This window comes from Actinomadura kijaniata, assembly GCF_014138665.1.
Taxonomy (GTDB): Bacteria; Actinomycetota; Actinomycetes; order Streptosporangiales; family Streptosporangiaceae; genus Spirillospora; species Spirillospora kijaniata.
In genome coordinates this window covers 335,950-357,119 of record NZ_JACJIA010000011.1, presented here as the reverse complement: position 1 = coordinate 357,119, position 21,170 = coordinate 335,950, and the positions used below count along the sequence as shown (strand labels likewise).

15 protein-coding genes and 1 pseudogene are annotated in these 21,170 nt (G+C 73.7%); 5 read left to right on the top strand and 11 right to left on the bottom strand.

Features of this window, described 5'->3' with window-relative positions:
• The 3 genes and pseudogenes from HNR61_RS35055 to HNR61_RS35045 all read right to left on the bottom strand — a co-directional run.
• A pseudogene (locus tag HNR61_RS35055) lies at nt 1-125 on the bottom strand (sulfate adenylyltransferase subunit CysD); the annotation flags it as partial.
• Complete coding sequence (locus HNR61_RS35050; protein ID WP_182847419.1) at nt 122-1,474, bottom strand: condensation domain-containing protein; 1,353 nt, start codon at nt 1,472-1,474, stop codon at nt 122-124. The gene HNR61_RS35050 and the pseudogene HNR61_RS35055, both read right to left, overlap by 4 nt.
• Entirely contained in the window at nt 1,474-3,258 is a 1,785-nt protein-coding gene (locus HNR61_RS35045) for an AMP-binding protein (RefSeq protein WP_182847418.1), read from the bottom strand. The genes HNR61_RS35050 and HNR61_RS35045 overlap by 1 nt, the downstream gene beginning before the upstream one ends.
• Before the next feature lie 268 nt (nt 3,259-3,526).
• Between HNR61_RS35045 and HNR61_RS35040 the strand changes: the two genes are divergently transcribed.
• From HNR61_RS35040 to fabG, 4 genes are read left to right on the top strand one after another with little or no spacing between them, the layout of a single operon-like run.
• Nucleotides 3,527-4,822, top strand: coding sequence for a beta-ketoacyl-[acyl-carrier-protein] synthase family protein (locus HNR61_RS35040; RefSeq protein ID WP_182847417.1), 1,296 nt, complete (start codon nt 3,527-3,529; stop codon nt 4,820-4,822).
• Nucleotides 4,822-5,856: a beta-ketoacyl synthase N-terminal-like domain-containing protein gene (locus HNR61_RS35035; protein ID WP_182847416.1), complete on the top strand. Its 1,035-nt coding sequence runs from the start codon at nt 4,822-4,824 to the stop codon at nt 5,854-5,856. Before HNR61_RS35040 ends, HNR61_RS35035 begins: the two co-directional genes overlap by 1 nt.
• Nucleotides 5,853-8,183: a type I polyketide synthase gene (locus tag HNR61_RS35030; protein ID WP_182847415.1), complete on the top strand. Its 2,331-nt coding sequence runs from the start codon at nt 5,853-5,855 to the stop codon at nt 8,181-8,183. The genes HNR61_RS35035 and HNR61_RS35030 overlap by 4 nt, the downstream gene beginning before the upstream one ends.
• Nucleotides 8,180-8,884 carry a 3-oxoacyl-ACP reductase FabG gene (gene fabG, locus HNR61_RS35025; protein WP_182847414.1) on the top strand — a complete coding sequence of 235 codons (705 nt, stop codon included), beginning with the start codon at nt 8,180-8,182 and terminating at the stop codon, nt 8,882-8,884. Before HNR61_RS35030 ends, fabG begins: the two co-directional genes overlap by 4 nt.
• A 49-nt stretch (nt 8,885-8,933) precedes the next feature.
• On the opposite strand, the gene HNR61_RS35020 is transcribed toward fabG, so the two are convergent.
• From HNR61_RS35020 to HNR61_RS35005, 4 genes are all read right to left on the bottom strand, one after another.
• A complete protein-coding gene (locus HNR61_RS35020) occupies nt 8,934-9,479 on the bottom strand; it encodes a PadR family transcriptional regulator (RefSeq protein ID WP_182847413.1) in 546 nt (181 codons plus the stop codon).
• A 10-nt stretch (nt 9,480-9,489) separates the two neighbouring features.
• Entirely contained in the window at nt 9,490-10,134 is a 645-nt protein-coding gene (locus tag HNR61_RS35015) for a helix-turn-helix transcriptional regulator (protein WP_182847412.1), read from the bottom strand.
• Between the two features lie 138 nt (nt 10,135-10,272).
• Complete coding sequence (locus HNR61_RS35010; RefSeq protein WP_182847411.1) at nt 10,273-13,302, bottom strand: AfsR/SARP family transcriptional regulator; 3,030 nt, start codon at nt 13,300-13,302, stop codon at nt 10,273-10,275.
• A gap of 42 nt (nt 13,303-13,344) precedes the next feature.
• The gene (locus tag HNR61_RS35005) at nt 13,345-14,535 is read right to left on the bottom strand and encodes an MFS transporter (protein ID WP_182847410.1); all 1,191 of its coding nucleotides are present in this window, start codon (nt 14,533-14,535) and stop codon (nt 13,345-13,347) included.
• 420 nt (nt 14,536-14,955) lie between these two features.
• On the opposite strand from HNR61_RS35005, the gene HNR61_RS35000 reads away from it, so the two are divergent.
• Nucleotides 14,956-16,002, top strand: a complete 1,047-nt coding sequence (locus tag HNR61_RS35000; RefSeq protein ID WP_182847409.1) for a hypothetical protein — start codon at nt 14,956-14,958, stop codon at nt 16,000-16,002.
• 57 nt (nt 16,003-16,059) lie between these two features.
• On the opposite strand, the gene HNR61_RS34995 is transcribed toward HNR61_RS35000, so the two are convergent.
• From HNR61_RS34995 to HNR61_RS34980, 4 genes are read right to left on the bottom strand one after another with little or no spacing between them, the layout of a single operon-like run.
• Complete coding sequence (locus HNR61_RS34995) at nt 16,060-16,980, bottom strand: carbohydrate ABC transporter permease (protein ID WP_220510191.1); 921 nt, start codon at nt 16,978-16,980, stop codon at nt 16,060-16,062.
• 23 nt (nt 16,981-17,003) lie between these two features.
• Nucleotides 17,004-18,380, bottom strand: coding sequence for a carbohydrate ABC transporter permease (locus HNR61_RS34990; protein ID WP_182847407.1), 1,377 nt, complete (start codon nt 18,378-18,380; stop codon nt 17,004-17,006).
• Nucleotide 18,381: 1 nt separating this feature from the next.
• The gene (locus tag HNR61_RS34985; RefSeq protein WP_182847406.1) at nt 18,382-19,698 is read right to left on the bottom strand and encodes an ABC transporter substrate-binding protein; all 1,317 of its coding nucleotides are present in this window, start codon (nt 19,696-19,698) and stop codon (nt 18,382-18,384) included.
• The gene (locus tag HNR61_RS34980) at nt 19,695-20,921 is read right to left on the bottom strand and encodes an ABC transporter ATP-binding protein (protein WP_312898251.1); all 1,227 of its coding nucleotides are present in this window, start codon (nt 20,919-20,921) and stop codon (nt 19,695-19,697) included. The genes HNR61_RS34985 and HNR61_RS34980 overlap by 4 nt, the downstream gene beginning before the upstream one ends.
• Between the last annotated feature and the right edge of the window lie 249 nt (nt 20,922-21,170).

Here is a 21,170-nt window from a genome sequence, read left to right as displayed (position 1 = left end):
TTGCCGCCGGAGAACAGCAGGACCGGGCGTTCGAACTCGGCCGCCACCTCACGGATGATGTGGACCGACTCGGCTTCCAGCACGTCCAACTGGGAGGGCGACAGGGTCGTCGCGGAGCGGCTCATGAGACGGGGTCGATCTCGTCGAGGCGGACGTCGCGTTCGGCGAACACGACGAGCAGGCGCTCGATCGCGTACAGGAACGCGCGGATCCGCTCGGGTGGCAGGTGGCGGGTGTCGGCGAGCAGGCTGAGCCGCATCGCCTCGGGGTCGCCTATGACCTCGAACGCCTCCAGGAAGAAGGCGACGGTGGCCCGGTCGGTCCTCTCCTCCCAGCGGAAGGAGGTGTCGGCCGGAGGGCCGGCCGGCGTCCCGGTTCCCGCGGCGCCTCGCGCCGGGGTCCACATGTCGTTGAAGACGACGTCCAGTTCGACGCCGTGCTCGGTGAGCAGCCGCGCCGCGGCCTCGGGGTCGCAGCGGCCGTGCCGCTGCGCGCGCAGGAAGGCCACCCGTGAGATCTGCGCCACCTGCTGGAGGGTGTCGGCGCACAGGTCGACCACCAGGGGCGCCTCCATGCTCAGGTTGGCGATGCTGTGCCGGGTCTCCGGCCGGCCCCGGTTGCCCACCACCGCCCGCAGCGAGCACCGGTCCCTTCCGGTGTGGCGGCCGACGAGCGCGGCCATCACGGCCAGGAGCACGTAGGAGGTGCCGATGCCGCAGCGTGCGGCGGCCTTGCGCAGCGCCCGCGCCGCGACCTCCGAGTTGATGCCGCCGCGCCAGTACCGTTCCGCCTGCCCGGGGCCTGCGGGGGCCGGGAACATGGCGGGCGGGGCGGCGGCCAGCTCGGTGCGCCAGTGGTCCAGCGAGCGGTTCAGCACGCGCCGCCCCGCCTCCGCCCGCTCGGACTCGGCCAGGTCGATCGGGTGGACCGGCGGCGTGCCGGCGAGCTCGTGCCCTTCCAGCAGGCGGACCAGCTCCCCGTACAGCACGCGGGTGCCGAGGAAATCCGCCGAGAGGTGGGTCGTGCCGAACATGACGAGCAGGGGCTCGCCCTCCACCGCTCCGATCCGCACGCGGAAGGGCAGCCCCGCGGCCAGGTCGTAGGGGGTGTCCTCCATCTCGGGCAGCCAGGCGTGCACGGCCTCGAAGGGGTCCTCGTCCGCGGCGAGGTCGACGACCTCGATCTCCACCGCGCCCTCCGGCACGACCACCTGCTCGGGGTGCCCGTCCGGCCGGGTCCGGAACCGGGTCCGCAACGGTTCGTGCCGCTCCATCAGCCGTCCCAGCGCCTCCACCACGTCCTCGGCCTTGAGGCCGGGCGGGAGCGGTCCGCCGCCCACGATGTTGACGTACGTCGCCAGGCCCTGCTGGCTGAGCAGCGCCTCGGGCCACACCTCCAGCTGCGCCCAGCTCAGGGGGCCGCTGCGGGCGGTGTGCGGGGCGGAGAACGCGACGGTGTGGCGGGTGGTCTCCATCAGCGGGCGCCTTTCTCGTCGGCGGGCAGGATCACCTCGGGTGGGGGCGGGTCGCGGTGGAGCAGGTCCACCAGCTCGGCGCGGTTCCGCAGCACCTGGAGCTGGCTGACCGAGCCCTTGTCGGTGACCTCGCCCGCCGTGGGGTCGGGCGGTTCGGTCATGAGCAGCAGCCGTTCGACGCGGCGCGAGGACCGCTGCCCGGCGTTGAACCGGGCGAGCGCCCGGGCGAGGTCGTGCCGCAGCGACACGGGGTCGGCGGTGCGGCGGGGCCAGACCAGCGCTCCGGCGCAGGCGCGGCCCGATCCGGTGATGACCGCTTCGGAGAGCGCGCCCAGGGCCGCCAGCAGCGACGCGCGCAGCGTGCCCACGCGCACCCAGGTCCCGGTGGCCAGCTTGAAGTCCTCGGCGATGCGGCCCTCGAACACCAGTCCCCGGCAGGGGTCCTCCTCGTCGACCGGCCGCCCGGCGTCACCGGTGCGGTAGAAGCCCTCCTCGTCGAACGCGGCGGCGGTGAGGGCGGGGTCGCCCAGGTAGCCGGGCATCACCGTGGGGCCCGCGGCCCGCATCTCCCAGCGTCCGCCGACCGGGGCGAGCTTGAGCCGGATCCCCGGCAGCGGAACGCCGATCGCGCCGGGCTCCTCGGTGTCCAGGTGCGCGGAGGTGATCGCCGAGGCCGTCTCGGTGAGGCCCCAGGAGGAGGTGAAGCGGACCCGGTCGTCGGCGAACCGCTCGGCCAGCCGGAGCATGCGCGTGCGCAGCGTCTCCGGCAGCGGGGCGCCCGCGCTGAACAGCAGTCGCAGCCGGACGAAGAACTTCTTGGCCAGCACCGAGTCGCGTTCCAGCTCGTCGGCCAGCAGCGCGAAGCCCGCGGGCACGTTGAAGTACACGTTGGGCGAGACCTCGGCGAGGTTGCGCAGGCTGCGCGGGAACAGCGCGGGGGTGGGGCCGCCGTCGTCGATGTGCAGGGTGCCGCCGTTGGTCAGCACCATGTGCAGGTTGTGGTTGCCGCCGAAGGTGTGGTTCCACGGCAGCCAGTCGACCAGGCTGAGCGGGGTCTCGGAGAGGAACGGCCAGACCTGCCGCATCATCTGCTGCACCGCGCAGAGCATCCGGTGCGTGTTGGGGACCGCCTTGGGGTCGCCGGTGGAGCCGCTGGTGAAGAAGATCCTGGCGACGGTGTCGGGGCCGACCGCCGCGCGGGCCGCGCCGAGCCGTTCGCCGGGTCCGGTGCGCAGCAGGTCGCCGAACGGCTCCCCGCCGCCGCCCCGCCCGACGACCGCGACCGGGGACAGGTCGGTGACGGCCTCCAGCGCCGCGGCGTACTCGCGGCCGTCCTCGGCGTACACCGCGCCGGGCGCGGCCATCTCGACGACCCGCCGCAGGCGCCGGTGGCCGTGGCTCTTGGAGTAGGCGGGGCTGAGCGAGATCACCGGTATACCCGCGACGTACCCGGCGAGGATGAGCTGGAGGTGCCGCAGCGAGTTGCCCGACAGCACCACCAGCGGGCGGTCCCGGTCCAGGCCGCGCCGCAGCAGCGCCTCGCCCAGCGACTCCGCGCGCGGCAATGCCTGCGCGTAGGTGAGCCGGTCCCAGTACCCCAGCCGGCGTTCGGCGGCCAGCACCGCCTCGGGGCGCTCGGCCGCCCAGCGGCGCAGGGAGCCCACCAGGTCGGTGTCGTGAGGCTCCAGGGGTACCGTCGACGACAGCAGCACCGTGCCGTCGGGGCGGTGGCGGGCCTCCACCCGGGGGTCGGCGAATATCCGCGCGGTCGGTCTCAAAGTCATCACCTGGATCCATCACGAAGGGCACCGGTCGCCGCACCCTAGGCTCGGCTCTCCGGGCGGGTGAACGCCCATTTGGTCCTTCTTTCCTGCGCCCTCGGTCGCCGGTCGGGCCCGCTCGTCCGCCCTGCCGATGCGGGCAGGCCCATCGGGACAGCGCGATGGGGCGCACCGACGGAACTTGGGACCGCGGGCGCGGGCTCCGCACACTGGGGGCCCGCCGCCGGAATCCGCCGTCGACGGGCGCCGAGACCGCGCCGAGGTGAGCTGTATGGGGACCGAAGCCGCACTCCGGGACCGCTCCGATCCCGATCTCCGTGTCGTCGTCACCGGTTTCGGTGTCATCTCCAGCATCGGGATCGGCCGCGACGGGTTCCTGGAGGCGTTGCGGGCGGGCCGGTGCGGCGTCTCCCCGATCAGCGGGTGGGACACCACCGGGTTCCGGTACGCCAACGCCCACGAGGTCCCCGGCTTCGACCCGCAGGCACAGCTGCGGAGGCTGGAGCCGGGCCGGTTCGGCAAGGTCGGGGCCCAGGCGGCGGTCGCCGCGCGGATGGCGATGGAGGACGCCGGTCTCGACCCCGCCTCGGTGCGGGACGAGCGCGGCGTCGTCGCGGTCGGCACCACCTGCGGGGAGTCGCTGGACGTGGACGCGCTCGCCGCGGCCGAGGTGGCCGCCGGGCGGGACGGCGGGGGCGGCCTGCCGGCCGAGCTGGCGCGGCGGGTGCACCCCGGCCGCCTGCCGGTGGCGGTCGCGGCGGAGCTGGGCCTGACGAACGTGGAGGCGGTCACGATCCCGACCGTCTGCGCCGCGGGCAACTACGCGGTCGGCTACGGGCTGGACGCGTTGCGCGCCGGTGAGGCCGACTATGCCGTCTGCGGGGGCGCCGACTCGGTGAGCCGCATGGCGTTCGCCGGGTTCTACCGGCTGCGCGCCTGGGCCCGGGAGCGGTGCCGCCCGTTCGACCTGGACCGCGACGGGTTCATGTTCGGTGAGGGCGCCGGGATGCTGGTGCTGGAGACCCTGGAGCACGCGCGGCGGCGCGGCGCGCCGATCCTGGCGGAGGTCGCCGGGTTCGCCCTCAACTGCGACGCGACGCACCCCACCCGGCCCGAACGCGAGCGCGTCGCCGAATGCGTGACCGCCGCCCTGCGGGACGCCCGCGTGGAGCCGTCCGAGGTCGACGTGGTCTTCGCGCACGGCAGCGGGACGCGCATCAACGACGCGATGGAGTCGGCGATGGTGCGCGAGGTCTTCGGCGCCGAGCCCCCGCCGGTCACCGCGCTCAAGTCGATGGTCGGCCACACGCAGGGGGCAGCGGGGGCGCACTCCTGCATCGCGGCGGTGCTCGGCATGACGCACGGGTTCATCCCGCCGACCGTCAACTTCGTCACGCCCGACCCCGAGTGCCCGGTCGACTGCGTGCCGGGCACGGCGCGCCCGGCGCGCGTGCGGACCGCGGTGATCAATTCCCTGGGCGTCGGCGGCAACAACGCGGTGGTCGTGCTGCGCCACCCCGCGCACCTCGGCGCGGACGCGACGGCTCCGGCCGGAAGGAGGCCGTGATGGACACGGTGATCTCAGCGGTGGCCCTGATGTCCCCCGCGGGTGTCGGGGTCGGCCCGTTCCGCGAGGCGGTCCGCAGCGGCACGGCGGTGCCCGGCGGGCCGGTCGGGGACTTCCACGTCGCCGAACCCCCGGCGACGGGCCGGGCGGTCCGGCTGGCCGACCGCCCCTCGGCGATGGCGCTGGCCACGGTCGGGGCGCTGCTCGACGGTGGCGTGGCCGACCGGTGTCCTCCCGCGCGCCGCGGGCTGGTCCTGGGCAGCGCGGCGGCGGGCATCGACCAGTCGATGACCCTCACCCGGGACTCCCTGACCCGGCCCCGGCCCGACAACGTGAACCCCGCGCTCGTCCCGGCGTGCGTCATGAACTACGCCAGCGCGCAGGCGGCGATCGAGTTCGACCTGCGGGGACCCAACGCGACCGTGACCGCCGGCCGCCTCACCGGCCTGGCCGCCCTGCGGTACGCGCGGCGGCTGCTCGCCGCCGGCCGGAGCGACGCGGTGGTGTGCGGCGCCTACGAGGACCTGAACGAACGCCGCGTGGCGATCGCCGAGGCGGCCGGCGTCCGGGGCGTTCCCGCGGAGGGCTGCTGCGTGTTCCTGGTCGAGCCGGGAGAACGCGCGCGCCAGCACGGGCGCGCCGTGCTGGCGGAGGTGCTCGCCCTGGAGACCGGCGTGTTCGCCGATCCGGGCGAGGCGTTCGACGTGCTGGGGTCCGCCGTCGACCGGGCGCTGCGCGCCGCCGGGGCCGACCCCTCCGACGTGGGCCTGCTGGTGCCCGCCGGCCGGGAGGACGCGCGCCTGCCCGGTCTCGGGAAGGCCGACGTCGTGCGCCCCGCCGAACTCATCGGGGACACCCACGGCGCCGCGGCGGCCTTCCAGGTCGCCGCGGCGATCGTCGCCTCGGACACCGCCGGGCCCGGGGGCGGCGGCGGGCGCCTGGCGCTCGTCACGGTGGTCGAACCCGACGGGCATGTCGGCTGCTGCCTGCTGCGGACCCGCCGGCAAGGAGACAACAAGGAGACCGGTACATGACAGACATCGCCATCGTCGGCCTCGACTGCCGGTTCCCCAAGGCACCCGACGTGCCCGGCCTGTGGAACCTGCTGATCAACGGCGAGGAGGGCGTGTCCGAGGTCCCCAGGGGCCGGTGGCACGCCGACGACTACTACGACCCGGAGGGGGGCCGCGCCAAGGTCAACACCCGCAGCGCGGGCTTCATCGACGACCCCGACGTCTTCGACCACGAGTTCTTCGACTTCTCCGAGGCCGAGCTGGAGGTCAGCGACCCCCAGATGCGGCTGCTGCTCCAGGCCGCCTGGCGGGCCGTGGAGGACGCCACCCTGGATCCGCGTTCGCTGGCCGGAAGCCGGACCGGCGTCTATGTCGGGATCATGGCCGCCGAGTGGCTGAACCTGCTCATGACCGACTTCCAGCGGATCAACCCCCACGTGGGGTCGGGCAACGGCTACGCGATGGCGGCCAACCGCATCTCCTTCCATCTCGACCTGCGCGGCCCGTGCATGGCCATCGACACCGCCTGCTCCTCCTCCCTGGTCGCGACCGAGCAGGCGTGCGCCGCGCTCCGCGCCGGGACCTGCGACCAGGCGCTGGTCGGCGCGGTGAACCTGTTCGTCACGCCCGTGTTCGGCGTCTTCCTCACCCAGGCCAAGCTGTCCTCCCCCGACGGGCGGTGCCGGCCGTTCAGCTCCGAGGCCAACGGCTTCGGGCGCGCCGAGGGCGTGGGGGTGATGGTGCTGCGGCGGCTGGAGGACGCGCTCGCCGAAGGGCTGCCGGTCTACGCGGTCATCCGCGGCGCGGCGGTCAACCACGGCGGCCGGAGCACCACGGTGACCGCGCCGAACCCGCACGCGCAGCGGGCCGCGATGGTGGAGGCCTACGAGCGCGCGGGGGTCCGGCCGCAGGACATCTCCTACGTCGAGGCGCACGGCACCGGGACCATGCTCGGCGACCGCATCGAGGTCCGCGCCCTGGGGCAGGTGCACGGCGTCCCCCGGGAGCGCCCGTGCGCGATCGGGTCCATCAAGGGCAACATCGGGCACGCCGAGGGCGCGGCGGGCCTCGCGGGACTGATCAAGACGACGCTGGCCCTGCACCACCGGGTCATCCCGCCGAGCCCGCACGCCACCACCGAGAACCCGCGGCTGCGGCTGGCGCAGAACGGGCTCCAGCTCGTCAAGGAGCCGATGCCGCTGCCGTCCGAGGGCGAGGTGCTGGCCGGGGTCAGCGGTTTCGGGCTGGGCGGCACCAACGCCCACATCGTGCTGGCCACCGCGCCCCCCGAGGCGCGCCGCCCCTACACCGGACGTCCCGGCGGGGGCCTGCTGACGGTGTCCGCGCGTGACCGGGAGAGCCTGCGCGGGGCGGTGCGGCGGCTGGCCGACGACGTCGCCGCCGCGCCCGCCGACCGGTTCGCCGCGGTGGCCTGGACCTCCAACAAGGTCAAGGCGTCGGGGCCCGTCCGGTTCGCGCTGCCGGCCCGGGACCGCGAGGAGGCGGTGGCGGGGCTGCGCGCCGCGGCCGCGGACGACGACCGCCTCGCGGCGCTGTCCGGGGAGGCCGGGACCGCGCCGGCGGTCGGCTGGACGATCGCCGGGGAGTCCGCCTGGCGTCCGGGGATGTCGCGGGAGCTGTACGAGCGGCACGCGGCCTACCGGCACGCGCTCGCCGCCGCCGACGCGGCGCTCCGGCCGGAGCTGGACTGGTCGGTGGCCGAGGCGCTGTGGTCCGGCGCGGAACCCCCCGCGAGGGGCCCGGTCGTGTTCGCGGTCGCCTACGCGCTCGGGCAGATGCTCCTGGACGCGGGCGTCACCCCCGCGTGGATCGTGGGCGAGGGCGCCGGCGCGCACGCCGCCGCCGTGCTGGCCGGTAACCGCAAGCTGGAGGAGGCCGCCCGGGCCGTCGCCGCGCCGGACGGCCCGGGGGCGGCGGTCGAGGCGACCGCCGGGGAGGCCGGCGGCGCCGGGTCGCGCCCGCCGGCGACGCGGCTGCACCTCGTGGACGACGGGAGCGGGTTCGACGAGGCCCTGCGGACGGCGGTGGAGGCCGCACCGGCCCGCGTCGTCGAGATCGTCGGCGAGCGGACCGAGGGGGCCCGGCTCCTTCCCGGCCGCGCGGGCGGCGGCGAGGTCCTCGACGTCGTCGCGGCGCTCTACCGCGACGGCCTCGACCCCGACTGGGACGTCCTGTACGACCCGGGCCAGCGCGTGCGGCACCGGCTCACCCCGTACGTGTTCGCGCCCACCGCGCGACTGTGGTGGAACGGCCCCATCGCCGCGCACGGCGACGGCGACGCCACCGCCGCCCTGGTGAAGGCCAACCCCGCGGGAGGCGTGTCATGACCCGTTCGGTGCTGGTGACCGGGGGCAACCGCGGTCTCGGTCTGGCCATCGCCCGGGCGTTCGCCGCCGAGGGCGACGCCGTCGCGGTGACCCACCGGGGCGGCGGCGCTCCCCCCGGGCTGCTCGGGGTCAAGTGCGACGTCACCGACCCCGACCAGATCGCCCGCGCCTTCCAGGAGGTCAGGCAGGAGCAGGGGCCGGTGGAGGTCCTGGTCTCCAACGCGGGGATCACGCGGGACGCCCTGCTGCTGCGGATGCGGGAGGAGATGTTCGCCGAGGTCATCGACACCAACCTGACCGGGGCGTACCGGGTGGCCAAGGCCGCCGTGAACGACATGATCAGGATGCGCCGCGGCCGGATGATCTTCATTTCGTCGGTCACCGGGCTGAAGGGCGTGGCCGGCCAGGCCAACTACGCCGCCAGCAAGGCCGGGCTCATCGGGCTCGCCCGGTCGCTGGCCCGCGAGCTGGCCCCCCGGGGCGTCACCGCGAACGTGGTCGCGCCCGGGCTGCTGGACACCGACATGACCAGCGACCTCAGCGACGGCTACAAGGAGCGCATCCTCGCCGAGGTGCCGCTCGGCCGCACGGCCACCCTGGACGAGGTCGCGGGTGCCGCGGTGTGGCTGGCCTCCCCGTCCGCGGCGGCGGTCACCGGCCAGGTGATCACCGTTGACGGCGGGGGCAGCCTGGGGCACTGACCCGAGGGGGCGCCGGCCGGGCGGGACCGGCCGGCGCCCCCTCCCGTCGTCAGCCGCGCCCCTCCCTCTCGTCGCGGTCCGCCATCTCCTCCCGGGCCCACTCCCACCAGTCGCGGCGGGCCCGCAGCAGGCGTTTGCCCCATTCCATCGCCAGGCGGCCGTGGAAGGACAGGTCGTCCTCGTCGTTCCAGGAGACGGACTCCTCGATCCGGTCGAGGTCGGCGACCTGGTCGTCGAGGGCCCGCCGCTGGCGGTCCACGAACGCCAGCGCCCGGTGCCCGTCGACCCGGCCGAACAGGAAGACCCGCAGGAGCGCGTCGTCGCGGTGGTTGGTCCGGGGCTCCACCTCGGTGATCCAGTGCTCCAGCTCCGCGCGGCCCGCGCGGGTGATGCCGTACTCCCTGCGGCCGCGCGGACCCTCGCCGGTCACCTCGATCAGTCCCCCGGCGGTGAGCCTCCCCAGCTCGCCGTACAGCTGGCTCTGGGTGGCGGACCAGGCGCCGTCGAGGGAGATCTCGAACATCTTGAGCAGGTCGTAGCCGCTGGCGCCGTCCAGCTCGGCGATCAGTCCCAGGAGCGCGTGCCGAAGGCTCATGACCGCGGCCTCACGCGCCGGACAGGGAGACCGCCAGGCCGCCCCCGGCCCGGGCCCCCGGCGCCGGGCCCCGCGTCGGGACTAGGCCGGTGGCGGCCAGATGGACGCCCAGCTCCAGGCGGCTCTGGATGCCCCACTGCTGCATCAGCTGGCTGACCTGGCGCTGGACGGTGCGGGTCGAGATCTGCAACGCCCCGGCGGTGGCCTTGTCGGTCATCCCCATGGCCAGGCTCCGGATGATGCTCCGTTGCAGCTCGGTGAGGGGGGCCTCGCCGACGGGGACGACCGGGGAGGCCCGCTTCCAGTGGTGCTCGAAGACGTGGACGAGGCGTTCGACCTCGGCGGGCCGGTGCACCACCGGGGTGGGGACGGAGCGTTCGTCGGCGTGCCAGCTCAGCGCGCTCCTGCGGTCCACCACCAGCAGGAGGGGGGTCGCGCCGCCCAGCCTCACCTGGACGTGCCGGCCGGCGAGGGAGGGGGCCTGCGCCAGGAAGGAGCGGGAGACGACGACGCGGGTCCGGGGAGCGGTGAGGGGAGGAAGGGCGCAGGCGCTGCGAAGCGCGGGCGCCCAGGAGGGGGCGAGGAGGAGGATCTCGTGCCGGGCCTTTCCCAGCAGCGCCCTGATCTGGGCATGGTCATGTGCGGACAGGCGCATGGTTACCTCGGTTGCCGATGCTCAGCCGGTGACTTCCCCGGCCGGCTGCTTCGGGGCGGGGGCGACGGTTCAAAACCGTACTCGCGACCGCCTTACCGGCCGCTAACCGTTTCCGAGGCCAATTTCCCATATTGTTGACTAATTTGGTCTGCTATCTCGGCGCTCCAGGGCGTCGGCCTCGGCCCGCGCCTCGCGGGCGGCCTCCTCGTCGCCCGCGGCGGCGCGGGCGTCGGCGAGGGTGCGCAGGGTCCGGACCAGGAACGGGACCCAGCCGCGGCCGCGCCAGACCTCGACCGAGCGTTCCAGGCGGGCGACGGCCGCGGGGATCTCGCCCGCGGCCAGGTGCAGTTCGCCGAGGACGGCCAGCGCGTCGGCGAGGTGGTGCCGGAAGTTGCCGGCGTGGCTGTGCGACAGCGCCAGCTCCGCGGTCTCCCGGGCCCGCCCGTCCCCCGTCGCCGCGAACAGCTTGGCCAGGTAGACCAGGGAGAACGTCTCCAGGTAGCGGTCGTCCATGTCCCGGGCCATCGCGATCGACTCGGTGAGCATCCGCTCGCCGGTCGCGATGTCCCCGGTGAGGGCGTGGGCCGCCCCCAGGAACTGCACGATCGTCGCGCGGAGGCGGGGGTTGCCGAGCTGGTCGGCGATCGCCAGCGCCCGTTCCAGGCAGGGCAGGGCCAGGTCCGCCCGGCGCTCGCCGTAGGCGACGGCCATCAGGTGGTGGGCGCGCGCCTGGCCGCCCGGATATCCGGCGGACTCGGCGACGCGCAGCGCTCGCCGCGCCGTGGCCAGGGCCTCCTCCTCGGCCCCCTGGGCCACCAGGCCCCAGGTGATGAGGATCAGCGCGTCGGCCCTTCCCCGGGGGTCGCCCAGCTTGGTGAACATCTGCAGCAGCCGTTCCGCCGACTCGCGCATCCGCACCATCGCCGGGCCGTCCTTCTCCTGCGACGCCCAGGTGTTCACCTCCAGCAGCCCGCGCGTGAGCACGGCCTCGCCGCGCGCGTTCCTGGCGGCGCGGCAGAAGCGCAGGGCCCGCTCGTGCATGTGCCGCCAGTCGTCGTAGATCCCGCGGATGTCGCAGTACTTCTCCAGGCTCGCGGCCAGGTCCCAGGCCAGTTCGTCGAGCCGCAGGTCGCACGCCTGGTAGACCGAGGCCACCAGGGCCGGCAGCTCCGCGGCGAACCACGCCATGGGGTCCCTCAGCAGCCGCGCGGCGACCCGCGGGGGCGGCGGCCACCGCGCCGCGCCGCCGTGCATGGCCGCGTAGGCCGGTCCCGGGACCCGGTCGGCGGCGCGCTCGGCCAGCCACAGCCAGGCCCCCAGCGCCCGCGCCAGGGCGGCGGTCCGCTGCCGGCGGGTGTCCTCCGCCGCGAGTTCCCGCGCGTACAGGCGGACCAGGTCGTGCATCCGGTAGCGCAGCTCCCCCGTGGCGTCGACGCCCGCCATGGCCACGAGCTGGGCGTCGATGAGCGTCTCGAGGTGGGGCCGGGCCTCGGGCGGCGGGACGTCCAGCAGCGCGGCGACCGTCCACAGGGCGAAGTCGGGGGCGTCCAGCAGGCCGGTCATCCGGAAGGCGCGCCGGGTCTCGGCGGGCAGCTGGCGGTAGCTCATGCCGAAGCTCGTGCGGACGGCCAGGTCGCCGAGGGCCAGCTCGTCCAGGCGGCTCTTCTCGTCGCGCAGCATCTCGGCGAGGTGCGACAGGGCCCAGTACGGGCGTCCGACCAGCCGCCCGGCCGCGATCCGGACGGCCAGCGGGACGTACCCGCACAGCCGGGCGATCTCCGCCGCGACGTCCGGCTCGGCCGCCACCCGTTCCTCGCCGACGACCAGGGCGAGCAGGTCGACGGACTGCTCGTGGGTGAAGACCCGCAGGTCCAGCGGCACCGCGCCCTCCAGCCCGGTGAGGCGGTTGCGGCTGGTGATGAGCACGGCCGCGTTCGGGGTCCCCGGCAGCAGCGGCCGCACCTGCGCCTCGTCGGCGGCGTTGTCGAGCACGATGAGCACCCTGCGGTCGGCGACCCGGCTGCGGAACAGGGCGGTGCGCTCGTCCAGCGTGGCGGGCAGCCCCGTGCCGCTGATGCCCAGCGAGTACAGGAACCGGTCGAGCACGTCGGCGGGGTGGGTGGGGGCGCCGCCGTCACCGTGCAGGTCGACGTAGAGCTGGCCGTCGGGGAACGCGCCGGCCAGCAGGTGCGCCACGTGGACGGCGAGCGCGGTCTTGCCGACGCCGCCCATGCCCGCGACGGCGGCGACGGGCACGGTCCGCACGCGCCCGCCGGAGGGGCGGACCAGGACGTCGACGAGCAGGGCGGCCTCCTCCGCCCGGCCGACGAAGTCGGGGATGTCGGGGGGCAGTTCGGCGGGGACCGGTGTGGGCGGGCGCGCGCCGGGTTCCGCGGCGGCGGCCGGCCGGTCCCAGGCCAGCACGCGAAGGCGCGTCTGCTGGACCTGGTCGCTCGGCTCGACGTCCAGCTCCCGCCGGAGCCGGTCGCGGAGCCGCCGGTGGACGTCCAGGGCCTGGGCGGGGCGCCCGCTGGCCGCCAGCAGCTCCATCAGCGCGGCGTGCAGGGGCTCGTCGAAGGGGTGCTCGTCGGCCAGCTTGGCCACCGGGGCGATCGCGGCGTCGTGGCCGTCGGTGTCCAGGGCCGTGGCCGCGAGGTCCAGTCCCGCCTGCCGGATGTCGTCCTCGACCGAACGCACGAGGATCTCGGCGCGGTTGAGGCGTTCCAGACCGGCCAGGACCGGTCCCCGGCACAGTTCGAGGGCGGCCACGAGGGCGTCGCCGCGCTGGTGCGGGTCCCGGAGCCGGTCCGCCCGCGCCACCAGTTCCCGGAAGCGGTGGAGGTCGAACGCGGTCACCGGGAACCGCAGCCGGTAACCGTCGTCGTAGTCGATCGACAGCGTGTCGTCGCCGAGCCGTTCGAGCCACTTGCGCAGCCGCGACACCGCCACGTGGACCGACTCGCGGCTGGTGACCTCGGCGCGGTCCCCCCAGACCAGCCGGGTGAGCCGGTCGATGCGCAGCGCCTCCCCCTCGGCCAGGACCAGCACGCCGAGCAGCCCCTGGAGGACGGGCGACCGCGGCAGCGGCACCTCGGTTCCGTCGACGCCCACCGAGAGCCGGCCCAGGACTCGGAAGGAGATGTTCCTGCGTTCGGGCTTGTCGGCCAACGACGCCTTCCTTGGTGCTGGGAGCGGAGTGTGCGACGTTCGTCATCGGACGGATCTGATCGGCAGGACCGAGGCTCCCGCGGCCAGGGCGCACACCGTGGCGAGGCCGAACAGCGCGGGGAAGCCGCCGAGCGGCATCGTCTGGGCCGCCGCCAGGGGGGCGACCGCGACCGCGCCGCTGCCGGCGATGTTGACCAGGCCGAGGTCCTTGGCGTGGTCCTGGGCGTGCGGCAGGACCTGGGTGACCAGCGCCTGGTCGACGGCGAGGTAGACGCCGTAGCCGGTGCCGAGCACCGCGCCCGCCGCCATGGCCGCGGACCAGTGGGGGAACGCCGCCATGGCGATCAGCGCTCCGGCCATCAGCAGCGCCCCGGCCACCACGAACGGCTTGCGGCGTCCCATCCGGTCGGACAGCCAGCCCGCCGCGACGCTCGCGGCGACGGCGCCCGCGGTGTAGAGGAGGCTGAGCACGGCGACGCCGCCCGCGGGGTCGCCGACCCGTACCTCGTCGCGCAGGAAGTAGAGCAGGTACAGGGTGGCCAGGGAGGTCGCGAGCTGGGCGAAGAATCTGCTGGCCCAGGCCCAGACGAAGGCGGGGTGTCGCCAGGGGCCGAGGTACAGCTCGCGCGGCGACCGTCCGGGCGGACGTTCGGAGGAGGGCCCGGCGGCGTCCGGTCCCGGGGTCCAGCGCCCGTCACCGGCCAGGACCGCGTACGGCATGGTCAGGAGCAGCAGGAGTGCGCCCACCAGCAGGTACCCGTTCCCTGTCGACAGGCCCGCGACCAGCAGCGAGCCCACCACCAGCCCGAGCGGCATCGCCAGCCCGGCGACGGCCGACACCGTCCCGCGCCGGTGCACCGGCACCCGGTCGGCGACGGTGGCGCACAGCGCCGAGTGCATGCCGTTCACGCCGGCGTGCACGAGGACCCAGCACACGCCGACGCCGAGGAGCGACGACTGCGCCGGCAGGGAGAACAGGGCGGCCGAACAGACCAGGGCACAGCCGGCCACCCAGGGACGCCGACGACCGAAACGTGATTTCGTACGGTCTGAAACTGCTCCGACCACGGGGGCGGAAATGATGGCGGCGACGGCGGCCACCGTGACCACCAGGCTCAGCGACCTGACCTTGTGCGCCGGGTCCAGTGACTCGATTTGTGCGGGGAGCAGAATTTGGGTCGCCGCCAGCAGGCCGATCCACATCCCGAGCGTCACCAGGAACAGCGCGAGCACCCAGCGACCAGAAACAGATTCGGAATCGTCGGACGGTCCGCCCGAGGGGACCGCCACAGAAGATGTCGTCATTCGAACCGGATGCCCCGAGTTCCACCATCGTTCGTTACGGAAGAAACTTGTTCCCTGGAGAGCGCACAGCCACGGTGGAGAGTCCCATTCCCCCCATAAGTTGTCAAGTAAGCCTAAAAGAACAAACGTGTGGTTCCTTCACTTAATTCCGTTGTGTTTCACATTCGGCCGACCACTCTGACGCGCCGGACGCGTCGGCCGCTCCCGCCGGCACGGAGGATCTGCCACGTCGCGGGGGTTCTTCGTTTCGAGAAGCCATCTCTCGGCCCAATCGCACCAACAGCCCCGTCCAAATCGGCTTGAATCTCGCAGAGGCCGTAACCGGACCGTCACCGAGGGAGATGACGCATGAGCATCGTGCTGAAGCGCGCGAAGAACCCCCCGCGTTCGCGGGTGCCGGCGGACGTCTCGGCCGAGCAGCTCGCGCGGCTGTCCGAGGCGAGGGTGCGGCAGATCAGGGCCGAGGCCGAGGCGCAGCGGCAGATCCGCGCCGCGGAGCTGGCCGACGAACGCGAGCGGCGGCGGCTGGCGGAGGAGGACCGCCGCCGGGCGAAGATCGCGCGGCGGCGGGAACGCGCCGAGAAGGCCGCCGCCGGGGCCGCCCTGGCCCAGCGGCTCCGCACGCGCCTGGTGCTCGTCGCGCCGATCCTGCTGGTGAACGCGCTGGCGGTCGGCGGCCAGATCGGGTTCGCCACCGAGCGCCTGCACTGGAACCTGGCCCAGGCCCTGGTGTTCGCCGGGGCGCTGGAGTCGGTCGCGATCTACATCCAGTGGCACGCGCACGAGGCGCGGCTGGCCGGGGACGCCGTGGCGCGGCTGACGGCGGCCTCCTACGGGGTGGCGCTGCTGGTGTCGGGGATCAACTACGAGCACTACACCGAGCACTGGCAGGTCCCCAACACCAAGGCCGTCACGTTCGGCCTGATGTCGCTGCTGTCGCCGTGGCTGTGGGGCATGCACTCGCGCCGCCAGCACCGCGACCGGCTGCGCGAGGCCGGGTTGGTGGACAGGCGCACCGCGCACTTCTCCGGGGCCCGCTGGCTGCACTTCCCGTTCCGGACCCTGGGCGCGCTGCGCTGGGCGGTCGCCCACGGGGTGCAGGACCCGGCCGCCGCGTGGGTGGGCTACGCCGCGCAGCGCCGGGACGGCGACGCCCCTCGTCCACTCCCCCGGGCCGAGCCCGCGACCGAGCCCGCCGGGCCGGTCACCGGGCCCGCGGCCGAGGAGGCGCCGCCGGTGTGGGGGGCCGCTCCGGTCGCGCTGTTCGTGCCCGCCTCGGCGGTCCCCGGCCGGCTGGCCCTGGCACCAGGGAAGCCGGAGGCCGCCGGACCGAAAAGGCCGGACCGCCGCGACCGGGTCCAGGAGCAGCCCCTCAAGGCCGCCACGGCCTCGTGAGCCGGACGGCGACGGCCCGCCCCTCGAAAGAGGGACGGGCCGTCGTGGGAGCTGCCGCTACTTCACCGAGCCCGCCAGGACCCCCTGCACGAAGTACCGCTGGAAGGCGAAGAACACCGCCAGCGGGATCAGCAGGGACAGGAACGCGCCCGGGGCCAGGATGTCGATGTTGCCCGCGAACTGCCGCATCTGCGACTGGAGCCACTTCGTCATCGGCTGGGCGTCGGTGTCGGCGAACACCAGGGACACCAGCAGGTCGTTCCACACCCACAGGAACTGGAAGATGCCCAGGGACGCGATGGCCGGGCCGCCCAGCGGGAACACCACGCGGCGGAAGATGGTCCATTCGGAGCCGCCGTCCATGCGCGCCGCCTCCAGCAGGTCCCGGGGGATGCCCGCGAAGAAGTTGCGCAGCAGGAAGATGGCGAACGGCAGCCCGAACGCCACGTGGAACAGCACCACGCCGGTGATCGAGCCCATCATCTGGAAGCCGCCGAAGTCCACCTTGCCGTAGAGCTCGGCGACCGGCAGCAGCGCCACCTGGACCGGGACGACCAGCAACGCCACCACCAGCAGGAACAGCCAGTCCCGTCCGGGGAACTCCAGCCAGGCGAACGCGTAGCCCGCCAGCGACGCGATCACCACGACCAGGACGGTGGACGGCACCGTGATCGCCACGGTGTTCCAGAACGAGTCGACGAAGTCGGCCTTGCCGAGCAGGTTCTGGTAGGAGTCGACCGTCAGCTGGGACGGCTTGGCGAACACCTGCCACCAGCCGCCCGCGTTGTTGTCGGAGTTGGAGCGCAGCGACACCACCAGCAGGCCGAAGGTCGGGATCAGCCAGAACAGCGCGACCAGCGCCAGCAGCGCCTGGGCGGCGCCGCCGCCGATCCGGGCGACCAGGCGGGCGGCCAGGCCGCGCCGGGGCGCCCCGGAGGCCGTGACCGTCTGGAGCTTGGCCGTGTCGACGGAGCCCATCTCGTCGGTCCTCTCCGCGGTGCTCATCTCTGCTCCTGCCGCAGCCGCCGGATGTTGAACAGCATGGCGGGCACCACCAGCAGGAACAGCAGAACCGCGATGGCGCTGCCGGCCCCCTGGTCGTTGCCGCCGCCGAACGCCTCGGTCCACATCTGCAGGGCGAGGACGCTCGCGTTGGGATCGCCGCCGCCGACGATGAACACCAGGTCGAACACCTTCAGCACGTTGATGGTCATCGTCACCAGCACCACCATCAGCACCGGGGCCAGCAGCGGGATGGTGACCCTGCGGAACACCTGCCACTCGGTCGCGCCGTCGACGCGGGCGGCCTCCATCGCGTCGCGCGGGATCGCGGCGAGCCCGGCGGCGATCAGCACCATCGCGAAACCGGACCACACCCACAGGTACGACACGATGATCGCGGGGGTGATGAGGGTGTCGCCGAGCCACTCGGCGCCCCGGTAGGCGGCGGTGAAGTTCTCCTGGGGCAGCCGGACGGTGACGGCCCCGTCGCCGACCTTCCGCAGGGTGAAGGTGCCGTCGTCGCGGGTGGTGGCGGTGGCGACGACCTTGCCGCCGCGCACGGCCTCCACCTTGATCTTGGGCAGGCCGTTCTCCCCCGCGTTGGGGGTGTTGGGGGTGCCTCCGCCGCCGCGGGTGAAGTCGAACCACACCGTGCCGGTGACCTCGCCGGGTTTGGCGGCGGGCGGCCGGGCGGCGGGGGTCGGCTTGGCGGGCAGGTGCTCGGGCTTGATCCGCAGCAGCGGCAGCAGCGCGGTCTGCCCGGGGTTGACCGGGTTGGCGGTGACGACGGTGGTGCCCTCGGCCTTCACCGGCTGGTCCGCGCCGCCGCGGGGGCCCGCGCCGGGGTAGCCGGCGCTGTCGCGGAACATGTCGTGGACCGCGACCATCGCGGCGTTGGCGACGCCCTTGTCGGGGTCCTGCTCGTACACCAGCCGGAAGATGACGCCGGAGGCCAGGAACGAGATGGCCATCGGCATGAACACCACCAGCTTGAACGCCGACGACCACCGGATGCGTTCGGTGAGCACCGCGAACAGCAGGCCGAGGATGGTGACCAGGGTCGGGGCGACGACCACCCAGACCGCGGTGTTGCGGACCGAGACGAGGTTCTCGCGGCCCTGGAACACTCCGAGGTAGTTGTCGATTCCGACGAACTTGTCGCCGCCGCCGTCGAAGAAGCTTCGGATCACCGAGTAGACGATCGGGTAGACGACCAGGAACCCGAGCAGCACCAGCGCGGGCAGCAGGAACAGCAGCGCCCGCCACGACGGTCCCTCGGTGGTCGCCGCCTTCCCGCGCCCGGATCCGCCTCCGGCGACCGCGGCGGCGCCGCCCGCCGTGGCGGCGGGCGACGCTTCCTTCTGCGCAGCACTCATGTCACTTGTAGGCCTTGGCGGCCTCGGCCTCGAGCTTCTCCTGGGTGCCCTTCACGTCCTTGGGGTTCTGCACGAACGAGCGCAGGCCCTCCCACATCCCCTTGCCGGGGGTGGCGCCGAACGCGGCGGGCGTCAGGTCCGACAGGTCGTAGCGGGCGGCGTCGCCGGCGGACTGGATCTGCTGGGCGAGCTGCTTGGCGATCGGGTCGCTGTAGGCGTCGGGGGCGACGTTCTTGTTGGGCGACAGGTAGCCGCCGAGTCCCGCCCAGACCTTGCCGGCCTCGGGCGAGGCCAGGAACTTCATCAGCTCCTGCGCGCCCTTGCCGTCCTTCAGCGCGACCGCGACGTCACCGCCCAGCAGCGCCGGGGTGGTGTCGCCGGCCTTGGGGAAGGCGAACACCTTGGCGTCGGTGCCGACCTTGGCCTTGGTGGTGCCGACGACCGCCGCGGCGAAGTCGCCGCCGTAGACCATGGCGGCCTTCTTCTGGCCGAACACGTCGGTCACCGACCCGTCGAACTTGGTCTTGGTGGCCTGGGCCAGGCCACCGGCCAGGTACTCGGGCTTGCCCCAGATCTCGGCGAGGGTCTCCAGGGCCTTGCCGACGCTGGGGTCGGTCCACTTGATCTCGTGCTTGGCGAGCTTGTCGTACTTGTCGGGCCCGGCCTGCGACAGGTAGACGTTCTCGAACCAGTCGGTCAGGGTCCAGGAGTCCTGCGGCCCGGCGGCCAGCGCGAACGGCGTCTGCCCGCCGTCCTGCAGCGTGCCGCTGGCCTTGACCAGGTCGGCCCAGGTCGCCGGGGGCTGGACGCCGGTCTCCTCGAACGCCTCGGGCCGGTGCCACAGGATCGACTTGTAGGCGGCCTTCACCAGCACGCCGTAGGTCTTGCCGTCGGAGGAGGCCAGCTCCTTCCAGTACGGCGAGAAGTTCTTGTCGACCTCGGCCACCACGTCGGAGGCCAGCGGCTTGAGGCTGCCCTTGGCGGCGTACTGCTGGAGCAGGCCCGGCTGCGGCAGGATCGCCACGTCCGGCGGGGTCTTGGAGGCGATGCGCGGACCGAGGAACGCGTCGGTGTTCTCACCGGTGGAGGCGTAGGTGACCTCCGCGCCGGTCTTCTTGGTGAACGCCTCCAGCACCTTGCGGAAGTTGGCCTCCTCCGGGCCGGTCCACTTGGCCGCGACCTCGACCTTCACGCCCTTGAGGGGGCCGTCGCCGGCCGGGGCCGAGCCGTCGTCGGACTTGCCGCCGCCGCACGCGGCGGCCGACAGCATCAGCCCGGCCGCGACGGCGACGCCCGTCACACGCCTTGCGAACGTCATTCCTCGTTCCTCCCTGACGGGGCGGCGCCGGTTCCCCAGATCGCCGCTCCGGTGTCGATATCGAAGAAGTGCAGGCGGCCGGTGTCGACGCGGGTCGTCACCGGGTCGCCGACCCGGACGCGGGTGCGGGGGCTGAACCGCCCGACCAGGACGGTGCGGGGGGCCTCCAGCGCGCCGAGCACGTCGGTGCCGGCGTCCCGCGCCAGTTCCTTGGTGTCCTCGGTGACCACCTGCGCGGCCTCGACCGCGAAGTGGACCAGGACGTCCGAGCCCATGGCCTCCACCAGTTCGGCGGTGGAGGTCAGCGTCGTCCCCTCGGGGGCGTCCACCAGGGCCGCGTCCTCCATGTCCTCGGGACGGATCCCGACGACCACGTTGCGGCCGAAGTAGTCGCCCAGCGCGGGCCGCTCCGACAGCACCTTGTCGGGCAGCGCGAGGGACTGGCCGCCGATCTCCACGCGCGGGTCGTCGGCGTCGCCGGCGAACGTGCCCTGGACCAGGTTCATGGCGGGCGAGCCGATGAACCCGGCGACGAACAGGTTGGCGGGCCGGTCGTAGAGCTCCTGCGGCGGCGCGACCTGCTGGAGCTGGCCCTTCTTCATCACCGCGACGCGGTCGCCGAGGGTCATCGCCTCGGTCTGGTCGTGGGTGACGTAGATGGTGGTGACGCCGAGGTCGCGCTGCAGGCGGGCGATCTCGGCGCGGGTCTGCACGCGCATCTTGGCGTCCAGGTTCGACAACGGCTCGTCCATCAGGAACGCCTGCGGCTCGCGCACGATCGCCCGGCCCATCGCCACGCGCTGGCGCTGGCCGCCCGACAGGTTGCGGGGCTTGCGGTCCAGGTGGTCGGTGAGCCCGAGGACGCGGGCCGCCTCCTCCACCCGCCGGTGGATCTCATCCTTGGCCATCTTGCGCAGTGACAGCCCGAACCCGATGTTGTCGCGCACCGACAGGTGCGGGTAGAGCGCGTAGCTCTGGAACACCATCGCCAGGTCGCGGTCGCGCGAGGGCACGTGGTTCACGACACGGTCCCCGATGCGGACCTCGCCCTCGGAGATGTCCTCCAGGCCGGCGACCATCCGCAGCGCGGTGGTCTTGCCGCACCCGGAGGGACCGACCAGCACCAGGAACTCCCCGTCGGCGATCGTCAGGTTCAGGTCGGTCACGGCCCTGGTGCCGTCGGGGTAGACCTTCCCGACGCCGTTCAGGACGACCTCCGCCACGGTCCCTCCTCTGCCTTCCGGCCCCGGCCGGGAACACCCCGGCCCCGTCATGTTCCGCTCACCGGCACGCAACACATTCGTCACCGGAAAGCGATGATCACAACGAGTACCGGTCCCGACCCATGTCCGCAACACGAAGAAGGTCCGGGACGGCATTTGTTGCAAAGATCGTTATCTGACCGCGGACATGACGGGAGGGCGGGTCCCCTGTCCGGGGATCCCGCCCTCCGCGCGGCCGCCCGCCGGGTG